The organism is Ochrobactrum sp. Q0168, assembly GCF_016427605.1.
Lineage (GTDB): Bacteria > Pseudomonadota > Alphaproteobacteria > Rhizobiales > Rhizobiaceae > Brucella.
This window is the reverse complement of sequence record NZ_JAELXQ010000001.1, coordinates 673,718-691,873: the sequence shown is the minus strand read 5'-3', so window position 1 is coordinate 691,873 and position 18,156 is coordinate 673,718. Positions and strand designations below refer to the sequence as shown.

The window sequence follows — 18,156 nt, the reverse complement described above, 5'->3', positions numbered from 1 at the left end:
CCGGTCAGCGTCCGCCTGCAACATCGATAAACGAGCCGGTGGTGTAGCCTGGGGCGTCGTTGAGCAACCAGTAGATCGCTTCAGCGACTTCCTCGGCTTTTCCGGCGCGTCCCATCGGGGTGCCCGCACCCAGCTGTTTGGCCCGGTCGGGATTGCCACCGCTGGCGTGAATTTCTGTTTCGATCAGGCCCGGCCGGACGGCATTGACCCGGATGCCCTTGGGTCCAAGTTCACGCGAAAGGCCGATGGTCAATGTGTCGAGCGCGCCCTTGGCTCCTGCATAATCGACATATTCGAACGGTGAGCCGAGCTTTGCTGCCATCGAGGAAACGATGACGATGGAACCACCCGTTTGGACGCGGCGCGCTGCTTCACGCGCGCAGAGATAGGTGCCGTAGACATTGACATCGAACATGGTGCGCAGGCGCTCTGCGCTCATCTCGGCGAGCGGCATCGTCTGCGCGACGATACCGGCATTCAAGACGACGCCTTGCAGTTTGCCAAATTCCTGCTCGGCGTGGTCATAGATGGAAAGCACGTCTTCTTCGCGTGAAATATCGCCTTGCAGCGCAATAGCCTGCGCGCCCGCGCGTTTCAGGCTGTCGGTAGTTTCGGCTGCTGCCGAGGCGTTTCCGGCATAATTGAGCGCGATAGACCAACCGTCTGCGGCGCAGCGCATCGCGGTTGCCTTGCCGATGCCCCGGCTGCCGCCGGTAATCAGAACGTTTTTCAAGCTTGAGCTCCTCCGCATTTTTCATGGCGGAGTTAAAACGTTTTGGCGCTTCCCGCAAAGCGGAAATTTTGAAGATAAAACAATAAGGGGAAGGGAAAAATGGTCGGAGCGGCGGGATTCGAACCCACGACCCCTTGACCCCCAGTCAAGTGCGCTACCGGGCTGCGCTACGCTCCGAGCCGGGGAAAGCCTTAGAATGCAAAGGAATTTTCCGCAAGCCCTAAAAGTGGCAAAACGGCAAAATGCGCACAATTGATCTCAGGAAAACTACCAGTATCGCTTATGTTCGAGGGGCGAACAGGATGATGCACGTGCCTGCAAGAGCCACACAAGCGCCGGTGATATCCCAAAGATCCGGCTTTGCGCCTTCGGCAATCCATATCCACAAAATGGACGCGACAATGTAGATGCCGCCATAGGCCGCATAGGCGCGGCCCGCCGTATCGCTCTCGATCAGTGTCAGGCAATAGGCGAAGAGCGCCAGCGACGCCATGCCGGGAATGAGCCACAGCGGCGATTTGTCGAGTTTCAGCCAGGCCCAGAAAGCAAAACAACCGGCGATTTCGCAGATTGCGGCGGCGGCATAGATGATGAACTGCAAGCGGGCTCCTATGCTCGTACTGGCTGGCGGCGGGCTGGCCGGGAAGTTTGACACCGGTATTTATATTCAAGCCCGGCGCAACCCCAGATGATCCCGAACAGCAGATAGAAATGCCGCCAATGGTCTGTGTCGATAACATTGCCAATCAGAACATGGCCGAGATAGGTCGCATAAGCGCAGAGCAGAAAAGGCTGCCACGGCCTGTTGCGGAACAGCAGGCGAAAGCCGATGCCAAGCGTCATGAACGTCAGTATGACGAAAGCTATAAAGCCGATCCAGCCATAATCGAGCGCGGCTTTCAGCCAGTTATTATGCGTATCTTCGCCGAACATCGGACCGAACTCCAGCGGGCCGATGCCGAGTGGATGCTGTGTGGCAAGCACCATGCCATACCAGTGGCGGGAAAAGCGCCCCATACGACCCGCGTCATAGCTTTGTTCGAGTTGCGCGCGCTGCAAAAAGAAATCCCCTATGCCGGGGATTTCGATGAGGATCAGCAGTCCGCCCACCACGGCTGCAACCGCCAGCAAGGCAAGCAGGATGAGGCGCAAACGAAAGCGGTTATTATTGGTTTGCAGAAACAGGGTAAGCAGGATCACCAGACAGGCGAGGGGCACCATGGCCCAGGCTGCACGTGAGAAGGAGAACAGAACGCCGAGCGCCAAGATGGCCGCAGCGGGCAGATAGACCAGCATGTCGCGCGCGCGTCCGGTCAGAATGCGATAGACGGTCCAGCTCAGCGGCAGAATAAGAAACGGACCGAACACGTTGGGGTCCTGGAACGCTCCCTTGGCGCGCCCATAGCGCGTGAAAAGGTCGGCACCGGGAATTAGGCCAAGATAGCCTGCAATGCCAAGAAATGCGGCGATCAGACCGATAAGCAGATAGGCTTTGAAGATCGTCTGCAGCCGCCGGTAATCCATCTCGATCATCGCGGCAAAGAAAACCGAGGTGAAAGCGAGGAACAGCGAAACGGCGATATAAAGCGGCGCGTTTTTGAGATCGGCCATCTGCAAGGTGGACAGGACCCCGCCAAAGTTGAAGACCGCGAGGATCGCCAGCAGAACGAGGTTGGTTCGGCTCAAGCGAAGCCCAAACAGCAGTGCAACAGCAATCAGCCCCGCCATATAAATTTCATAGGGCGCTGGTTCGCTCAGCACGAAGCCTAGCAGGAAAACCCCGAACCCCACTGCGAAATTGACGATCAGGCGGTTCAGTGCCCGGCGTTGATGCACCGTCGCGCCCGCAGGGGGCGCTGGATTGTGCATCGGCGCAACTATGGGCACTGCCTGGCTCAATAGGCGTTTTCCGTGTTGAGAAGGCGGATGGGTGTCAGGAAGAGGATCTTGAGATCGAACCAGAGCGACCAGTTTTCGATGTAATAAAGATCATATTCGGTGCGCATCATGATCTTCTCTTCATTGTCGATCTCGCCGCGCCAGCCATTGATCTGGGCCCAGCCGGTCACGCCCGGCTTGACGCGGTGGCGTGCGAAATAACCGTCGACCACTTCATTATAGAGAAGATTGTTGGAATGTGCCGCCACCGCATGAGGGCGCGGGCCGACCAGCGATAGCGATCCGGCGACGACATTGAAGAACTGCGGCAGCTCGTCGATGGATGTCTTGCGGATGAAGCGTCCGACGCGGGTGACGCGCGGATCGTTCTTTGTTACCGCATTGCGCGCCGTCGGGTCGCATTGCTCGGTATACATCGAGCGGAATTTCCAGACATTGATGACTTCATTGTTGAAGCCATGGCGCTTCTGCTTGAAGAAAACCGGCCCCTTGCTGTCGAGCTTGATGGCAATGGCCGCGCCGATCATGATGGGCGACAGAACAACAATGCCGACGAGACTGAAGGCGATGTCGAAAATACGCTTGGCGACAGAATCCCAATCGTTGATCGGCTTGTCGAAAATATCCAGCATCGGCACCGAGCCGACATAAGAATAGGAGCGCGGGCGGAAACGCAGGTGGTTGTTGAGCGCCGAAAGGCGAATATCGACAGGCAGCACCCAGAGCTTCTTAAGCAGTGCGAGAACACGCGCCTCGGCACTGATCGGCAGAGAGACGATCAGCAGATCGATATGCGCGATACGCGCAAATTCGATCAGTTCGTTGATGTTGCCGAGCTTTGGATAACCGGCAACCACAGGCGGCGAGCGCTTGTCGTCGCGGTCGTCGAAAATACCGCAAATACGGATATCGTTGTCCGGCTGCTGTTCGAGCGAGCGGATCAGCGCTTCGGCATTGGGGCCGCCGCCGACGATAACTGCGCGGCGTTCCATGGTGCCATTGCGCGCCCAGCGGCGGATTTTCCAAGCGATGATAAGGCGAAAAATCAGGATGACGGCAATGGCGCTGACCGCCCAGATGAGAAACCAGCCGCGTGAGAAGTGGGCGGAAACCTTGAAGAGAAAGCCGAGCACTGCAAGCGTGCCGAGCGTCGCAGCCCAGCTGATGATCAGTCGTCGCAAATGGCGAGTGGGACTTCTGAGGATATTGACCTGATAGCCGTCATTGATTTCCATCAGCGCGACATAGAGTACGCCGCCAGCGATGATAATCAGCGGATAATAAAGCAGATAATTGCTCTCAAGTCCGACATAATAGCCAAGGCTTAATATGCCCATCAGGAAGATGAGGCCGAACTCAACCAGCCGCACGACGCCGCTTAGCATGAGCGGCGAGAACGTGTCCCGCTGATATTGCGCAGCTATGCTTCGCGCCAGAGGGCTGAGTTCCACCGGTTCTTGCGGCTTCGAATCCTGCTTGGCGCTGGCTTCGATGGCCTTGCGTCCGAATGGTGAGAAAGCATTATTGTCCCGCACGATAATGTCCCGCTTATCAGTTTACAGGGGATGTGTACCGTCAGATTACTAAGAAATCTCTGAGTATGCTGGTATCGAACCCGCCAAATACTCAACAATGTGCTTCACGGTAAATCAATTCTATAAAATGAGCCATGGAGTGCACGCTGAAACGTTCACGAAGCCGTGAACCATCAGGCATTTGCGTGCTGAATCCGCTTTTGTCAGCGCCAAATTCGCGAATCTTAGCGACGAGCGCCTCTACCGTTGGATCGAACAATGCCGGGGATGCGGGGCCAAATATTTCGGGAATGCCGCCAACGCGGCTGGCGATGACGGTTTTCCCGGCGGCCAATGCCTCCAATACGATGTAAGGGAAGGCTTCCGCACGGGAAGGGACCACCATCAGGCGGCCAAGCGCAAATGCTTCGCGCGCCGCCATGCCGGGTACGAAATGGACGTTTTCGTCAAGGTCGAGTTCGGCAGTGAGTGCCGTAAAGACTGGCTTTTCGGACCCGTCGCCGACAATGGTTGCGCTGAGCGACAGGCCATCCTCATCGCGAAGCTTAGCCAAGGCGCGGATCAGAATATCCGGGCCTTTCAGATCGCGCATCGTGCCGACGAACAGAAGGTCTCTGGCATCGGGAGCGTCGGGAACGGGAAGGAATTCGTCGTCAGCAAGGCCGTTATAGACCACTGCATGGAGGCCGTAGGGCCGACCGACCTTTTCTTCATAGGTCCGTTTCTCGAAATTGGAAACGAACATCACCGCATCGGTCATGGGGGCGAGAAGCCGCTCGACCAGAAAGACAGCGCTGCCGCGGCGCGTCTTCCGGTCAAAATGCAGGCTTCCGCCATGCGGTGAATAGATACGGGCTACGCGAGACCTAAAAACCCGTAGAACAGAGCCGAACAATCGGGCATAGACGCCGCCTTTGGCGCCATGTCCGTGCAAGATGTCCGGCCGCAATTTCTTGACAACGCGGTATGCTTTGAATGCCGCCGCTGCATCGCCGATACCAATATGGCGCTGCATGGCAATTCTGTGCAGGCCAAGCGCAAGCTTTGGCCGCAACTCTTCTAGAAGCGCATCCTCCCTTGGACCGCCTGTTGTTGCGTCGCAGACGACCCCGACAAGGTGACCTTTTTCCGCCTGTGCGCCGACCAGATCGCGGACATGGCGGAACAATCCGCCAGTGGGCTCGCGAAAGCAGTGGACGATACGCAGAGGGGAAACGATGTCGTCATCAGCCATCAATCGCCATCAGAACAGACGTTCGCGGACATAAATCGTATCGCCGGGCAGGATCGGATCGGAGATCAGAACCCGGCCCGTCAGCACCTTGCCATTGAACTGACGGGTGATGTCGGCATTTTCCTGATTGGCGCGCGGGCTGTAACCGCCTGCGGCTGCAATGGCTTTCTGGACGGTCATGCCCGGCACATAGGAATATTGCCCGGCTGCGCCCACTTCGCCCATGACGAAGATTGGACGGTAGCGGTCGATTTCGACGCTGACGTCGGGGTCGCGCAGATAACCGCCGCGCAGTTTCGATGCGATCAGGCCTTCAAGCTGCTTTGCGGTCTTGCCGCGCGCTGGAATGCTGCCGACAAGCGGGAAGGCCACATAGCCTGCCTGATCGACGCTATAGGTGTTGGTCAGGCTTGCCTGTTCGAAAACGGTGATGCGCACGCGGTCGCCCGCATCGAGCATATAGGGCTGGTTCAGCGCTTCATGAAAGGCTGGCGGAGCAGGGCGATAGCTCGTGCATGCCGACGATAGAGTGATCGCCGCAAGACCGAGCGCCGTGAGCAAAGCACGGCCTGTACGCTTGTTGTGAATTTTCTTCGCCATCATGTCTCGCCTCGGTATCCCGAAAAGCATCGCCCGCATTTATGGAATCTGACCGCCGCCGAAGCGCCGCCAGATGAATTCCTGTCACTGCGTTATCGATTGATTAGGGTTAATGGCTGGTAAAGATGTGCGGCGATGGCCAAAAAACTTTGCAGGCGAGGGCGGCAGGGGAATGAAAGCGACGCCCATGAAGATTGCGGAAGTTCGAACGCTTAACCCTATGGTTACCTTAAGCGTTTACTTTTCGGGCCGGAAATGGCTATGCGACCTGGATGGAAATGACGATTGTCAGTAATCGACGGGCGCCTGCGGAGTAACGAAATGGCGGAAGTCGATTCGTCGTTGAAAGACGCAGACATCGATATAGGCGCGCTTTTTGGAAGCTTGCGCCGTCACTGGCTTTTGATTGTTGGCGGCGCTCTTTTGATGGCGGCGGCGGCCTGGATTATTTGTCTGCTTTTGACGCCGGATTACCGTGCTGAAACCCGCATTGTGATCGAGCCCCGCGAATCCGTCTATACACGCCCGAATGGCGATAATCCTGCCGAGCGCCCACTGCTCGATCCGGAAGGGGTCAAAAGCCAGATCGAGATTCTGATGTCTGGCGATCTGTTGAAGCGCGTATCAGACAAGCTCAATCTGACCAAAGATGAAGCCTTCACCACGACCGAAGTAAAGCCTTACAGCCGCATCCTCATGCTGCTTGGCATGCTCCCTGATCCGGCAAATCTTTCGCCGGAGGAACGGGTTCAACTGCGGCTGCGCAAGAACCTGCAGGTATACAACGTCACCGGGTCCCGCGTGATCGTCGTGCAATACCGGTCCGCTGATCCGCAAATGGCTGCCACTGTCGCCAACACGATTGCGGAAGAATATATCTCCCTGCAAAGCGCGGCGAAGCTGCAATCGAACGACGACGCCACCAATTGGCTGGCGCCGGAAATCGAAGACCTGCGCACGCGTGTACGCGATGCCGAGAAAAAGGTCGCGGATTACCGCGCCTCGCGTGGATTGCTAACCGGCCAGACCAACAATACGATTGCTTCGCAGCAGCTTTCCGAAGTTTCGACGGAACTGACCCGCGTGCGCACCGATCGCGCCACGGCGGAGGCGAGGGCGGCGAGTGTTCGCAAGGCGCTTGCGGCAGGCACGCCGGTCGATACCCTGCCGGAGGTTGTAGCATCCGGCATGATGCAGCGACTTGCCGAGCGCCGCATTGAGCTCAATGCCCAGATCGCCGATCTCTCGACGACGCTTCTCGATGGTCATCCGCGCATCAAGGCGTTGCGCTCGCAATTGTCCGATCTTGACCGTCAGACCAAGGCGGAAGGCCGCAAGCTGCTCGCCAGCCTTGAAAACGATGTCACGACAGCGAAGCTGCGTGAGGACGAACTGACCCGCGAACTCAATCGGGTGCAGTCGCAGGCGGCGCAGGCAGGCGATCAGGAAGTCGAGCTGCGCGCGCTCGAGCGCGAGGCAGCGGCGCAGCGGCAGCTTCTGGAAACCTATCTGACCCGTTATCGCGAAGCTGCTTCGCGTATCGACCGCAATTATGTGCCTGTCGATGCGCGCATTCTGCCGGGTGAGACACCATCGCTGCCCTATTTCCCGATGGTTCTGCCAACGGTTACGGCGACCTTTGCGGCGGGCTTGCTGCTGCTCTCGATCTTCGTGTTGCTGCGTGAATTGTTCAGCGGGCGCGCTTTCGTGACCGCCGATGGCAGACGCGTTGAGGCAGTAGAGGAAATCGAAATGCCGGTGATTACGGCTGCTGCCGAAGCCGCAGCAGTTCCGCCAACGGCATCCGAACGGGAAGAGGAGCCCGTTGCTTCGCGCCGGTCCTGGACCGTGCCTTTTATCACGAGATCGTCTGGCTCTGGCGTACGGACGACACCTGCGTCATCCGCGAAGGAGACGACCATGTCTGCACCGAAAAATCCGAACGGCGTGGAAGCGATTGCCAATCGCCTGCTGGACGGTCGCGATAAACGCATCGTGGTGGTTTCACCCGAAGGCGACGAAGCTTCGGCAACGACGGTGCGACTGCTGCGCGACCTGGCTGATCGTGGCAAGCGCGTTCTTCTGGTGGATATGACCGCGCAGGGCACGGTTGGCAGTGCGATGCTGGACCGGCATAAGCTGCCCGGCATTACCGAACTTCTGATCGGCGAGAAGCGCTTCAACGAAGTGATACACAGTGACCGTTTCTCGCAGGCGCATGTCGTGCCACTGGGGGCGGCGGACCCGGTTGAAGCCATGCGTTCCGTTGATCGCCTGCCGCTGATCCTTGATGCGCTTGAGACGGTTTATGACTTTGTGATCGTGGAATGCGGCCCATCTTCCGCTGCTCAAATCCGCCGTGTCGCCGAAGACAATGCGACCGTTGTGATGAGTATCGTCGATCCAGAAAACAATGACGTTGCTCTTGCCGCGCTCGATCTCGACCAGGGCGGTTATGAGGATGTCGTTATTCTCATGGACGACAAGAACCCGCAGCCACGCGCGTAATTCGATTCAAAAACATCGGCTTATGCCAAAAAGCTGAATCAATATCGCAACTTATCCACGAGCAAGCTTTGCTCGAAGGCGTTTCGCGAGTCGCCAAAGGCGGGGGTTGCGCTTGATTGTGCTGGCCAAGGCGCTGCGCGCGGATTGCAGCGCTACAAAGAGCCTGCCTTTCGCCGAGAGCGGCAGAACGGTGTCGAAGATTTCAAGCTCGATATCGCACCAGTCGCGCTTGTAGGGTTCATCGCCCACGCCGAAACTGTAGACCGCATAACCGGCATCGCAACAGCGCTTGATATCTTCGAAAAATAGAAACTCGCCGGGGCTGGCATGGGCCATATCGTCGTCAGCAATGGCGGCAAATTCGGCAGTTGGTCCGCTTAACGTGAGGTTTTTGCCAACGATGGAGCGGATAATGCCGCCCACTTTGAGAAAGCGTAATTCGCAAACGGGCACTTGCGCCGTGAGAGCCTGACCGTAGAGCGCTTTGAAAAATGCCTGCACGGCTTTGTCGGCAAAAGGGTCGCAGATACCCATCTGCCGAAAACGCCCGGCTTTCATGGCGAAGAAAAGATCGAGAATTTCGTCGGATTCTTCCGGTGTCTGCGGCTCTTCTATGCGCCAGCCGCCCGCCTCTTCATAACGGCGCTCATGCTGGCGGTGCTTCTTCAATCTGCGGCGGCGATTGGTGCGCTCAAGCACGGCTTCAAAACCGCCATCGAGCGAGACCATCAGGACCGGGTTGGGGTTCCGTTTCTGCCCCAGCGCAAAAACCGGATTGTCGATATCATCAACGGCTTCAAGCTGGCGGGTCAGCGACAGCGCGTCGATATCCGGTCGCTCCTTGCGAATGGTGGCGACAAGCCTTTCCAGCGCCTTGCGGCTGACAGCGGATGCTTGTGCACCGTTCAACCACGGGAAATTACCATTGGCATGGTTGCCGCCGGGATAGCGCGCGATTTTCACGCCGTTCTGGCGGACGACTTCCAGAGGCAGGAGAAAAACGGGGCGATCAGCATCGAAAATTCCGGCAACGAAACAGTCGCTGTTGACGCAACGATGCCAGCAATCGATCCAGGCAAAGGATTGGGGAGCGCCATGCAGGGCAGGCCCTATCGTCCAGAGGCGCTCGATTTCGGAAAAATCGCTGATGATGCGTTCCGTAAGCGTGGCCGCTCCCGCCATTTTGCCCCGCTCGCTCATGCTGCAATGCGCCTCTTGAATATGCTGTCAGAGCTGCTTTTTACGCGGCGGTTGCGCCATCCACCAGATGATCGCCATGGCAGGCAGAACCCAGAGCAGGCCCGACACGATGAAATAGATGAGATGCACCCATGCCGGAGAATTGCCGAGATGCGCGACGGCGATGATCGTGGCCAGAATCGCATAGACGATGACCAGCGTTACCAGCAAAAACGTGCCGATCAGTTTCTTCAGCCTTACGGGCATGATTGCGTCTCTCCTTTTCCCCGCACCATCACTAACCGCTGTATCTTGTCTGCGAAAGGGCAAAAAACGCGGCGGCATGTCGCGTGGGCTTGCCTTGTAACTCACGGGTCGATGCGGCATGTATCCCTCCAGATGTTTTGAAGGATGAACGGCATGACGGCAGCATCGATGGCGCGGCGCGGTGAGCGGAATTCGAGAACGTCGAAGGACGAACGCGACCGGCGTCTTGTGCGCTACTGGCTTTATGCGGTTTTCGTCGTGCTGATCGCCATCGTCATGGTGGGCGGCGCCACGCGCATGACCGGTTCTGGCCTTTCCATCACCGAATGGAAGCCGATCCATGGCGTTATCCCTCCGCTCAATCATGCGGAATGGGTGGAAGAGTTCGATAAATACCGCCAAATCCCGCAATATCAGCAAATCAACAAGGGCATGGCCCTTGAAGAGTTCCAGTATATTTTCTGGTGGGAATGGGCGCATCGCCTGCTGGCCCGCTTCGTCGGCTTTCTGGTTGCGGTGCCGCTTGCTTTCTTCTGGGCGACGGGCCGTCTGAAGGGCGGGCTGAAATACCGTATGCTGGGTCTTCTGGCATTGGGCGGGTTTCAGGGCGCCATTGGCTGGTGGATGGTCGCATCGGGCCTGAGCGAATTGACCAGTGTCAGCCAGTATCGGCTTGCGATCCACCTTACCACGGCCTGCGTGATCATTACGGCGGTCTTCTACATTGCGAGAGGACTTGTGACCTATACGGAGCGCCCGGCGGAGCGATCGGTGCAGCGCTTTGCAGGATGGCTGGTCTTTGCCGTTCTGGTGCAGATCTATCTCGGCGGTCTGGTTGCCGGGCTGCATGCCGGTCTCACCTACAACACCTGGCCCTTGATGGATGGTGCGATCATCCCGTCCGATCTGTTCATCCAGTCGCCATGGTGGCGCAATTTGTTCGAAAACCCGAAAACCGTACAGTTCGTGCATCGCATGTTCGCCTATACGGTGCTGGTTCTCACTGTTCTCCATGCCGTTCAGGTGTGGAAAGATGCGCCGGGCACCACCCATGCGCGCCGCACGATTGTGCTTCTCGGCCTGGTGCTGGTGCAGGCGGTCATCGGCATCGGAACGTTGCTGATGAGCGTGCCGCTGCATATGGGCCTGACGCATCAGTTCGTCGCGCTGATCGTGCTGGCTTTCGCGGTTGCCCATTGGCGCGCCACCAAGGGTGCTTACGCGGGATAAGCGATCCGGCGCAAATATCTCAGCGCGGTGGCGATCTTCAGCTCCCGCGCTTCGTCGGCATTATTGCCGTCCTCGCGGTGCCACGCGGCTGAAAGGCAGCCATAGGCAAAGGCATAATCGAGAATATAGGACGGCGCGCGACCGGTGATCGGCGCGAAATGCTCCGCCATGCGCTTTGCACGGTCAAGGTTGAGGCAAAGATCGTCACGATCCAGTGGATTGTAGAAGATATTGGCGGCATCGAAAGCTGCATCCCCGATCAACCCGTGCGGATCGATGGCAAGCCACCCGCGTGGTCCCCGCAGGATGTTTTCGTGGTGGATGTCGCCATGCAGCGGAATAGGCTGATGCGGTGTCGCCAGCAGCTCTTTTGCAAGCGCTGCTGCCTCCGCGTAGAGCGGTGTCTGGTCTGCGGCCGCGAAAAGGCCGGAGAAATGCTTGTCGAGTGGTTGCAGGTCTGACGGTACAGGCTCGGGCGAGGGTGTATGCAATGCTTCCAAAATCCGCCCAAAAATCACCAGACAATCCGCATCGTGGCCGTCTTTGAGGTGTTCATCGAGATGATAACTGCCCGCATATTCGAGCAGCATCGATGTGCCTTCAAGATCGTACAGACGCGCCGCACCGTGCCCATCCTGCCAGCGCAGATAATGCGCACCGCGCATTTCCTCCATTCCGGCGGGTTTCAGCTGCTTGATAACAAAAACCTCGCCCGGATGATCGATGCGTTCGACCTTCCAGACGAGGCTTGAATGCGTATCCGCCAGTGGTTCGAACGAACCGACATTCCATTTGCCGGGGAATACCGGTTCAGTCACCATCAGGCTTTGCCAAGCATGAGGTTCATGTTCTGGACAGCGGCACCCGAAGCGCCCTTGCCGAGATTGTCGAGCAGGGCGACCAGATTGACCTGATCGTCGCCTTCGGTGCCGAAGACAAAGAGCTTCATGCCGTCCTTGCCGGCAAGCTCTTCCGCATCGACGCGCGGCAGCTTGCTGGATTCTTCCAAAGGCACGACTTCGACAATGTCCTGACCGGCATAATGCGCGCTCAGGGCTGCATGAATCTTTGCCAGTGACGGCTTGCCTTCAAGCTCGTTCAGGAACAGCGGAACCTGCACGATCATGCCCTGCGGGAAACGCCCGACGCTCGGGCTGAAGATCGGGCGACGGTCAAGGCGACCATGCAGCTGCAGTTCCGGCACATGCTTGTGATGCAACGGCAGGCCATAAAGGAAGTTGTTGGCGGCCAGATAGTCCGGATTGTTCTTGTCTTCCATCTGCGCGATCAGCTGCTTGCCGCCGCCGGTATAGCCGGAAACGGCATTGACGCAGACCGGATAGTCAGACGGTAACAGGCCCGCGTCACGCAGCGGGCGAATGAGCGCAATCGCGCCGGTCGGATAACAGCCGGGATTGGCGACGAGACGCGCCTCGGCGATGCGTTCGCGCTGGCCTTTGGCCAGTTCGGCAAAACCATAGGCCCATTCCGGATGCACGCGGAATGCAGTGGACGTATCGATGATCCGGGTCGAGTTGTGATCCCGAAGCAGGGAAACCGCTTCCTTCGACGCATCGTCGGGCAGGCACAGGATGGCAATGTCGGCAGAGCGCAGATAATCGGCACGCAAATCCTTGTTGCGCCGCTCGGCTTCCGGGATTGAAATCACTTCAAGATCGTCGCGCTCGGCCAGACGGCTGCGGATCTGCAGGCCGGTAGTGCCGTGTTCGCCATCGATGAAGATTTTCGGTTTCATGCTTTTGCCTTTGATTTCATAAAGTTACGACAAATTCCGGAATCGGTTTTTCAACCGCTTGAATCAATTTCTCAACCGCGCAAAAGCGGCGCCGTCATCGTCGTTCTTTCTGTTCTGCCAGCAGGCCCAGATAATACATTGCGATTGTGGCTCCAGCGATAGCCGTAATATCGGCATGATCATAAGCTGGTGCAACCTCGACCACATCCGCACCGACGAAGTCAAGCGGCGTGAGCTTGCGCAGGATCGATAGCATCTTGGCGGATGAAGGGCCGCCAGCCACCGGTGTGCCCGTGCCGGGCGCAAAGGCCGGATCCAGACAATCGATATCGAATGTCAGATAGGTCTTCTTGCCAGAAGTGCGCTTTAGAATGGCGTCGGCAATTTCTGCCGCCGTCATGTCTTCAACTTCGTGGCCGTAAATGATCTTTATGCCGCAATCGTCCGGCGCATGGGTGCGAATGCCGACCTGAATGGAGTGTTCCGGGTCGATGATGCCGTCACGAACGGCGCGGGCAACGAAAGAGCCGTGGTCGATCCGCTTGCCGTCATCGAACCAGGTATCTTGGTGCGCATCGAACTGCACCAGCGCTAGCGGGCCGTATTTCGCAGCATGGGCTTTCAAAAGCGGCCAAGTCACGAAGTGATCGCCGCCAAGCGTCAGCAAAAACGCATCGGATTTAAGGATTTTTGCCGCTTCGCGTTCAATCGTGGCAGGTGTCTTGTAGTGATTGCCGTAGTCGAGCAGGCAGTCGCCATAGTCGATGACGGCGAGATTCTCGAAAAGATCGCGCTGGAACGGATATTGCGGGTCGTTGTCGAAAATGGCCGATGCACGCCGGATGGCCTGTGGGCCGAAACGTGCGCCGGGCCGGTTGGACACGGCGGCATCGAACGGAATGCCCCAGACAACAGCCTCCGCGCCCTTGAGCGACTTGGTATAGACCCGCCGCATGAAAGACAGCACACCCGCATGGGTCGGGTCGGTCGCAGCGCTGGTCAGGCTGCGCGCGGTAAATGCGTGATCGATGGTCTTGGATGGCATGGCCGTTCCCGATGAAGCTCAGACTTCTATAACCGGTCAGTTGAGAAATTGGGAAGAGGTTTTAATCGCGGTCGAAGCCGTAGGCGCGTTCGACACGGCCAATGCGCACGCGATAGGCCTCATACCACTGCTGGCGGCCAAGCTTTTGCGCCACAAGGTGGTCCACTTCACGTTTCCAAGCGCGAATGCTGTCTTCGTCCGCCCAGAACGAATTTGTAATGCCGAAGCCTTCCGCATCGCGGGCGCTTTCGACGCCAAGATATCCGGTTTGTTGCGCTGCGAGTTCGGCCATGCGCACGGCCGTATCCCCATAGCCCTCGTCGTCGCCAATACGCTGCGAGGCAAAGGTGACGACGTAATAAGGTGGCTGCGGTGTTGGGGCAAAGCGGTCGGACGACATCGTGCTGGCTCCTGGCTGGCTGATTCCTGAAATCCATAACAAAAAACGGGCCCGAAGGCCCGCTTTCCGTTTGTTTAAAGCGATAATAGCTTGCGGGTGCGTTAGAAGTTGACTGCAAGGTTCACTCTGATTGCGTGATCCTGCGCCTTGTTTGCGAATTGTCCGCGGTAGTGCACTCCGAGAGACGTGTTGTGCGCCAGATTGAGGTCCAGCCCGGCCTGTGCATAGAACATGTTTTTGTCGAGCGGCAGGCCTTCAACCATGAAGCCGGGACCGTCGCTGAAACGCAGCGTGGTTTCCGGCTGGTCGGCGCTATTATGCTGCCAGCCAAGCGCCAGTTTGGTGTTGAGGCTGTTGGTTTCGGAGAGCGCATAGTTATTCGAGAGGCGTATGCCAAGATAGTTGCTCAGCAGATCGCTGTTTGCGCCAGAGCCGGAGAGGGCGGTCACCGCCGCACTTTCCGTGAAGCTGTTGGTTTTTGCATAGGCATAGGAAATGCCCGCAAAAGGCTCCAGCAGCGCCAGGCTGGTATCGATATTGTAGCCCAGTTCCGCAAATCCATGGAAGCTGTTGGCTTTGTAGCTTGCACGATTATCGTTCGAGACTTCCTTGAAGCGGATCGTCCGCTTGCTGTCGATGTCGTGCAGATTGGCATTGCCACCAAAGGTCAAGTTGAAGTTTTTCCATGCATAGCCGCCATAGGCGCCGATCTGATAGCTATCGACCTTCGCAGACGACAGGCCGCTATTGAGCGACGATTGCATATAGCCGGTGAAGAGACCGAGCTGCCAATGATCGGACATCTGGCCATCAATGCCGGTGATGAAGCCTGTGGCGCTGCGACTCATGCCTTGCGCTTCGCCGTCGCTCTGGAAACGGGCCCTCGAATTATAGGCCTGTCCCCAGACGCCGTTTTGAAGGGGTGCATTGAGCGCGTTCGCCGAATGAGTGAAGCGACTATCGGACAGATCGTTCATACGCTGTGTCACGGCTTCGCGTGACAGCTGGTTGTCGTAAAGGAGCGATGTCAGTGTGGATGCGTAAATATCGCCGGACAGCTCAGTATAAGCTTCTGACAGACCTCTTCCATCCTTGAAACGAGCACGTTTTTATAGAGCTTGTTGTCGTGGCTAAGTCGCTGCACGGCGCGAGCAACTCTGATTTGCTGGTTGGTCGCCGCGTAGTCGGCAAATGATTTGCCCGGTGTTGCAAAGGTAACTTCGACTTCATTGGGCCGGTACTGAAGATTTTCCGTAATGAAGTGATATGTGGGCAGAACTTCGCTGAAGCGGCCATTGACCCCGTTGTTGGTTTTCAGGAACACATTGCTCTTGCCCAGACGTGCCGATATCTCATCGACTGTCAGTTTTGGATCTCCGCCGAACTTAATACCGCCTGCGAGCATGGCCCGATTGGTTGCATAAAGAGCCGAAGTGCTGCCGTTGGCGTCAACCTTGACGTCGAGGACACTGCCAGCTTTCAGATCGATATCGCCCTTGACGTTCAATGGCTTCATGCCGGGCGAACGGTAATCACCGGGTGAAACGCGGGCACCATTGTCTGCCGTTACGCTGCCGGTAAAGCCTGTGCCGCTCAGCGTTCCCTTCGTATGAACCAGAACCGGAGAGGTGATAGAGCCGTTGACCATCAATTCTCCGGCATAAATGTCGGTTCCGCCGTTGTGTTTATTGAAACCGCGAAAGACGGTGGTGCCATGTCCGACCTGCTGCACGCGACCATCGCCGGTAATCTTGCCGTCGAAATTGTACAAATCGCTGCGATTGAAGGACAGAAACGCATCCTTCTGCATCAAGTCGACATTGCCAATGATGGAGCCGTTTTTACCGCCATTGCCAAGCTCCAGTCCACCTTCACGCACGAAGCTGTTGCCGGTATAAGTGTTATCTCAGATCAGCGTCAGCTTTCCAGGATTCACCTTGTATAGCGCTCTGTTCCCGTCCAGATAGCCTGTCACGATTTTATCGGTTGTTGGAGAGAAGATATCGCGCTCGGTCGTGAATAACCCTTCAGGGGATCGAACGTAAAAGCCTGCCAATTCCGGGTTTGCCCAATATTCCCGCATATAGTTGGCAATGTAATTGTGTGTCCGCGTGGTCGGATGAATATCGTCCCAGAAAACATACTCATTCTGCAGGGCGGAGCCTCTCGACTGGTCAAAGCATGCAGCGTCCGCGACGCAACTGCCGGTCGCATTCGAAAAGCCGAAAATGCCGGGATATTTCACGACCAGATCGAGTATGTCGACCACTTTGGGGGCATAGACCACGGCGTCTGGATGTTTATTTTTAAAGGCAGCGATACTGTTGGCAATCGTCTTGTTGAAATCTTCTGTTGCTTCGTGGGCATAGACGCCGGGCTTATTTGCATAGCGTGGAATTTTCGAAAAATCGGGCATATCGGGCACCAGAAACTGCCGCCCACCCACTTGGTAAAGCCGTTCCAGTGCCTTGGATAATTCATCTCCGCTGAATGCAGCCTTTACTCGGGTGGATTCACCGTGTTGGATCGCATCCAGAGCATCATTGCCGCCTGCCCATAGAGAAACGATGCTGTGGGCGGAGATGGTTTGAGGAGAAATGGCCTTATCCCCGCGAATGAACTCGCTTACCTCTTCCGCAATAGATGGAATTATTCCAGGTAAACCGCTGCTTTCATACTTTGTACCGCCGATGGCGTAGTTCACATTGGTATCGCGGTTTGGGGTATTGCTGCCGAAATTACCAACGGGCTGGCGAGTTGGAAGGAATTTAGTCCCTCTTTCCTGAGTACGGAAAAGATATTCGTTCCAGACAAGCCCATTGCTGAAACGTCCATCTGTCGTGATGTGGTCTTTGAAGCGCGTGATCCAATCAGCAAATGTACCGTTGTCGCTCAGGCTGTCGCCAAAAATGATGGCCCTGTTGAAATAGGTCTTGTCGTCATTGTCGGTAATACTCTGAGAGTAAGCTGCAGTAGAAAGCAAAAATTGAACAGCCGTGAAAAAAGTCAATAGAATATTGACTTTCCTATTGGGAATGTATGTCAAAATCAGTATCCTGATAAAAAGTATGAACCAAAAATACTAGAAATAATATAAGAATAGTGTAAATTAGGCTCCTTTGAATAGGGATCGGAGGGCGGTAAAAACCAAAAAAGCGAGCCTTGCGGCTCGCTTTTTTGACATATTCCGACGACAGAAATAATACCGTTTGGAAATTGAGTCCCAAGCGCCGTAGCGCTTGGGAATTTGCCTTGAAGCGGGCCAGCGCTTGGCGAACTGGCCCTAAGCGCGTTAGCGCTTGGAGAACTGGAACGAACGGCGAGCCTTGGCCTTACCGTACTTCTTACGTTCGACGACGCGGCTATCGCGGGTCAGGAAGCCACCCTTCTTGAGAACCGTGCGCAGGCCCGGTTCGTAGTAGGTGAGGGCCTTCGAGATACCGTGACGAACGGCACCAGCCTGACCAGACAGGCCGCCACCGGCAACGGTAGCAACGATGTCGAACTGGCCAGCGCGGTTCGAAGCGATGATCGGCTGCTGGAGGATCATCTGCAGGACCGGACGTGCGAAGTACTTTTCGAATTCCTTGTCGTTGACGGTGATCTTGCCGGAACCCGGCTTGACCCAAACGCGTGCAACGGCGTCCTTACGCTTGCCGGTGGCATAAGCGCGGCCCTGTGCGTCCAGCTTCTGGACGTGAACCGGAGCGGCAGCTTCGGTCTTGGCAACGGTGCCGAGTTCTTCGAGCGAGTTGAGCTGCTCAGCCATG

The 18,156-nt window shown here is 56.8% G+C and carries 18 protein-coding genes and 1 tRNA gene; 2 read left to right on the top strand and 17 right to left on the bottom strand.

Annotated elements, in window-relative coordinates; translation table 11 throughout:
* Nucleotides 1-4: 4 nt before the first annotated feature.
* From JAU75_RS03340 to JAU75_RS03310, 7 genes are all read right to left on the bottom strand, one after another.
* Entirely contained in the window at nt 5-733 is a 729-nt protein-coding gene (locus JAU75_RS03340) for an SDR family oxidoreductase (protein WP_199054546.1), read from the bottom strand.
* A gap of 100 nt (nt 734-833) precedes the next feature.
* Nucleotides 834-910, bottom strand: a tRNA-Pro gene (locus JAU75_RS03335).
* A 103-nt stretch (nt 911-1,013) separates the two neighbouring features.
* Complete coding sequence (locus tag JAU75_RS03330) at nt 1,014-1,334, bottom strand: YnfA family protein (protein WP_199054544.1); 321 nt, start codon at nt 1,332-1,334, stop codon at nt 1,014-1,016.
* Between the two features lie 8 nt (nt 1,335-1,342).
* Complete coding sequence (locus JAU75_RS03325) at nt 1,343-2,602, bottom strand: O-antigen ligase family protein (RefSeq protein WP_199054925.1); 1,260 nt, start codon at nt 2,600-2,602, stop codon at nt 1,343-1,345.
* 26 nt (nt 2,603-2,628) lie between these two features.
* Nucleotides 2,629-4,167 (bottom strand): undecaprenyl-phosphate glucose phosphotransferase, encoded by a 1,539-nt coding sequence (locus JAU75_RS03320; protein ID WP_199054542.1) that lies wholly within the window; start codon nt 4,165-4,167, stop codon nt 2,629-2,631.
* 91 nt (nt 4,168-4,258) lie between these two features.
* Nucleotides 4,259-5,401 carry a glycosyltransferase family 4 protein gene (locus tag JAU75_RS03315; RefSeq protein ID WP_199054538.1) on the bottom strand — a complete coding sequence of 381 codons (1,143 nt, stop codon included), beginning with the start codon at nt 5,399-5,401 and terminating at the stop codon, nt 4,259-4,261.
* A gap of 9 nt (nt 5,402-5,410) precedes the next feature.
* Nucleotides 5,411-6,001 carry a polysaccharide biosynthesis/export family protein gene (locus JAU75_RS03310; protein WP_371836102.1) on the bottom strand — a complete coding sequence of 197 codons (591 nt, stop codon included), beginning with the start codon at nt 5,999-6,001 and terminating at the stop codon, nt 5,411-5,413.
* A gap of 321 nt (nt 6,002-6,322) precedes the next feature.
* On the opposite strand from JAU75_RS03310, the gene JAU75_RS03305 reads away from it, so the two are divergent.
* Nucleotides 6,323-8,509, top strand: a complete 2,187-nt coding sequence (locus tag JAU75_RS03305) for an exopolysaccharide transport family protein (protein WP_199054537.1) — start codon at nt 6,323-6,325, stop codon at nt 8,507-8,509.
* Between the two features lie 51 nt (nt 8,510-8,560).
* Here JAU75_RS03305 and JAU75_RS03300 read toward each other — a convergent pair whose 3' ends face one another.
* Both JAU75_RS03300 and JAU75_RS03295 read right to left on the bottom strand, forming a co-directional pair.
* Nucleotides 8,561-9,709: a GNAT family N-acetyltransferase gene (locus tag JAU75_RS03300; protein WP_247880362.1), complete on the bottom strand. Its 1,149-nt coding sequence runs from the start codon at nt 9,707-9,709 to the stop codon at nt 8,561-8,563.
* A gap of 27 nt (nt 9,710-9,736) precedes the next feature.
* Nucleotides 9,737-9,955 carry a DUF2842 domain-containing protein gene (locus JAU75_RS03295; RefSeq protein ID WP_199054536.1) on the bottom strand — a complete coding sequence of 73 codons (219 nt, stop codon included), beginning with the start codon at nt 9,953-9,955 and terminating at the stop codon, nt 9,737-9,739.
* A 153-nt stretch (nt 9,956-10,108) separates the two neighbouring features.
* Between JAU75_RS03295 and JAU75_RS03290 the strand changes: the two genes are divergently transcribed.
* The gene (locus tag JAU75_RS03290) at nt 10,109-11,185 is read left to right on the top strand and encodes a COX15/CtaA family protein (protein WP_199054535.1); all 1,077 of its coding nucleotides are present in this window, start codon (nt 10,109-10,111) and stop codon (nt 11,183-11,185) included.
* Here JAU75_RS03290 and JAU75_RS03285 read toward each other — a convergent pair.
* The 8 genes from JAU75_RS03285 to rpsI all read right to left on the bottom strand — a co-directional run bounded on the left by JAU75_RS03285 (nt 11,173) and on the right by rpsI (nt 18,155).
* Nucleotides 11,173-12,006 (bottom strand): aminoglycoside phosphotransferase family protein, encoded by an 834-nt coding sequence (locus tag JAU75_RS03285; protein WP_199054533.1) that lies wholly within the window; start codon nt 12,004-12,006, stop codon nt 11,173-11,175. The two genes, JAU75_RS03290 and JAU75_RS03285, sit on opposite strands and share 13 nt — an antisense overlap.
* A complete protein-coding gene (gene argC, locus JAU75_RS03280; RefSeq protein WP_199054531.1) occupies nt 12,006-12,941 on the bottom strand; it encodes an N-acetyl-gamma-glutamyl-phosphate reductase in 936 nt (311 codons plus the stop codon). Before argC ends, JAU75_RS03285 begins: the two co-directional genes overlap by 1 nt.
* Before the next feature lie 94 nt (nt 12,942-13,035).
* Complete coding sequence (gene speB, locus JAU75_RS03275; RefSeq protein ID WP_199054529.1) at nt 13,036-13,986, bottom strand: agmatinase; 951 nt, start codon at nt 13,984-13,986, stop codon at nt 13,036-13,038.
* A gap of 61 nt (nt 13,987-14,047) precedes the next feature.
* The gene (locus JAU75_RS03270; protein ID WP_199054527.1) at nt 14,048-14,386 is read right to left on the bottom strand and encodes an antibiotic biosynthesis monooxygenase; all 339 of its coding nucleotides are present in this window, start codon (nt 14,384-14,386) and stop codon (nt 14,048-14,050) included.
* Nucleotides 14,387-14,487: 101 nt separating this feature from the next.
* The gene (locus JAU75_RS03265) at nt 14,488-15,375 is read right to left on the bottom strand and encodes an autotransporter domain-containing protein (protein WP_371836101.1); all 888 of its coding nucleotides are present in this window, start codon (nt 15,373-15,375) and stop codon (nt 14,488-14,490) included.
* Nucleotides 15,376-15,413: 38 nt separating this feature from the next.
* Nucleotides 15,414-16,265: a hypothetical protein gene (locus JAU75_RS03260; protein ID WP_199054525.1), complete on the bottom strand. Its 852-nt coding sequence runs from the start codon at nt 16,263-16,265 to the stop codon at nt 15,414-15,416.
* Between the two features lie 27 nt (nt 16,266-16,292).
* On the bottom strand, nt 16,293-17,432 hold the full coding sequence (locus JAU75_RS03255) for an SGNH/GDSL hydrolase family protein (RefSeq protein WP_199054523.1): 1,140 nt from the start codon (nt 17,430-17,432) through the stop codon (nt 16,293-16,295).
* A 246-nt stretch (nt 17,433-17,678) separates the two neighbouring features.
* The gene (rpsI, locus tag JAU75_RS03250) at nt 17,679-18,155 is read right to left on the bottom strand and encodes a 30S ribosomal protein S9 (protein ID WP_078340527.1); all 477 of its coding nucleotides are present in this window, start codon (nt 18,153-18,155) and stop codon (nt 17,679-17,681) included.
* Nucleotide 18,156: the final 1 nt, after the last annotated feature.

What these genes read in the sequence shown, in the direction of transcription:
- JAU75_RS03325 (WP_199054925.1), bottom strand. Translation starts at nt 2,602, where the DNA reads ATGCACAATCCAGCGCCCCCTGCGGGCGCGACGGTGCATCAACGCCGG.
- rpsI (WP_078340527.1), bottom strand. Translation starts at nt 18,155, where the DNA reads ATGGCTGAGCAGCTCAACTCGCTCGAAGAACTCGGCACCGTTGCCAAG.
- JAU75_RS03305 (WP_199054537.1), top strand. Translation starts at nt 6,323, where the DNA reads ATGGCGGAAGTCGATTCGTCGTTGAAAGACGCAGACATCGATATAGGC.
- JAU75_RS03285 (WP_199054533.1), bottom strand. Translation starts at nt 12,006, where the DNA reads ATGGTGACTGAACCGGTATTCCCCGGCAAATGGAATGTCGGTTCGTTC.
- JAU75_RS03310 (WP_371836102.1), bottom strand. Translation starts at nt 6,001, where the DNA reads ATGGCGAAGAAAATTCACAACAAGCGTACAGGCCGTGCTTTGCTCACG.
- JAU75_RS03315 (WP_199054538.1), bottom strand. Translation starts at nt 5,401, where the DNA reads ATGGCTGATGACGACATCGTTTCCCCTCTGCGTATCGTCCACTGCTTT.
- JAU75_RS03295 (WP_199054536.1), bottom strand. Translation starts at nt 9,955, where the DNA reads ATGCCCGTAAGGCTGAAGAAACTGATCGGCACGTTTTTGCTGGTAACG.
- JAU75_RS03270 (WP_199054527.1), bottom strand. Translation starts at nt 14,386, where the DNA reads ATGTCGTCCGACCGCTTTGCCCCAACACCGCAGCCACCTTATTACGTC.
- speB (WP_199054529.1), bottom strand. Translation starts at nt 13,986, where the DNA reads ATGCCATCCAAGACCATCGATCACGCATTTACCGCGCGCAGCCTGACC.
- JAU75_RS03290 (WP_199054535.1), top strand. Translation starts at nt 10,109, where the DNA reads ATGACGGCAGCATCGATGGCGCGGCGCGGTGAGCGGAATTCGAGAACG.
- argC (WP_199054531.1), bottom strand. Translation starts at nt 12,941, where the DNA reads ATGAAACCGAAAATCTTCATCGATGGCGAACACGGCACTACCGGCCTG.
- JAU75_RS03300 (WP_247880362.1), bottom strand. Translation starts at nt 9,709, where the DNA reads ATGAGCGAGCGGGGCAAAATGGCGGGAGCGGCCACGCTTACGGAACGC.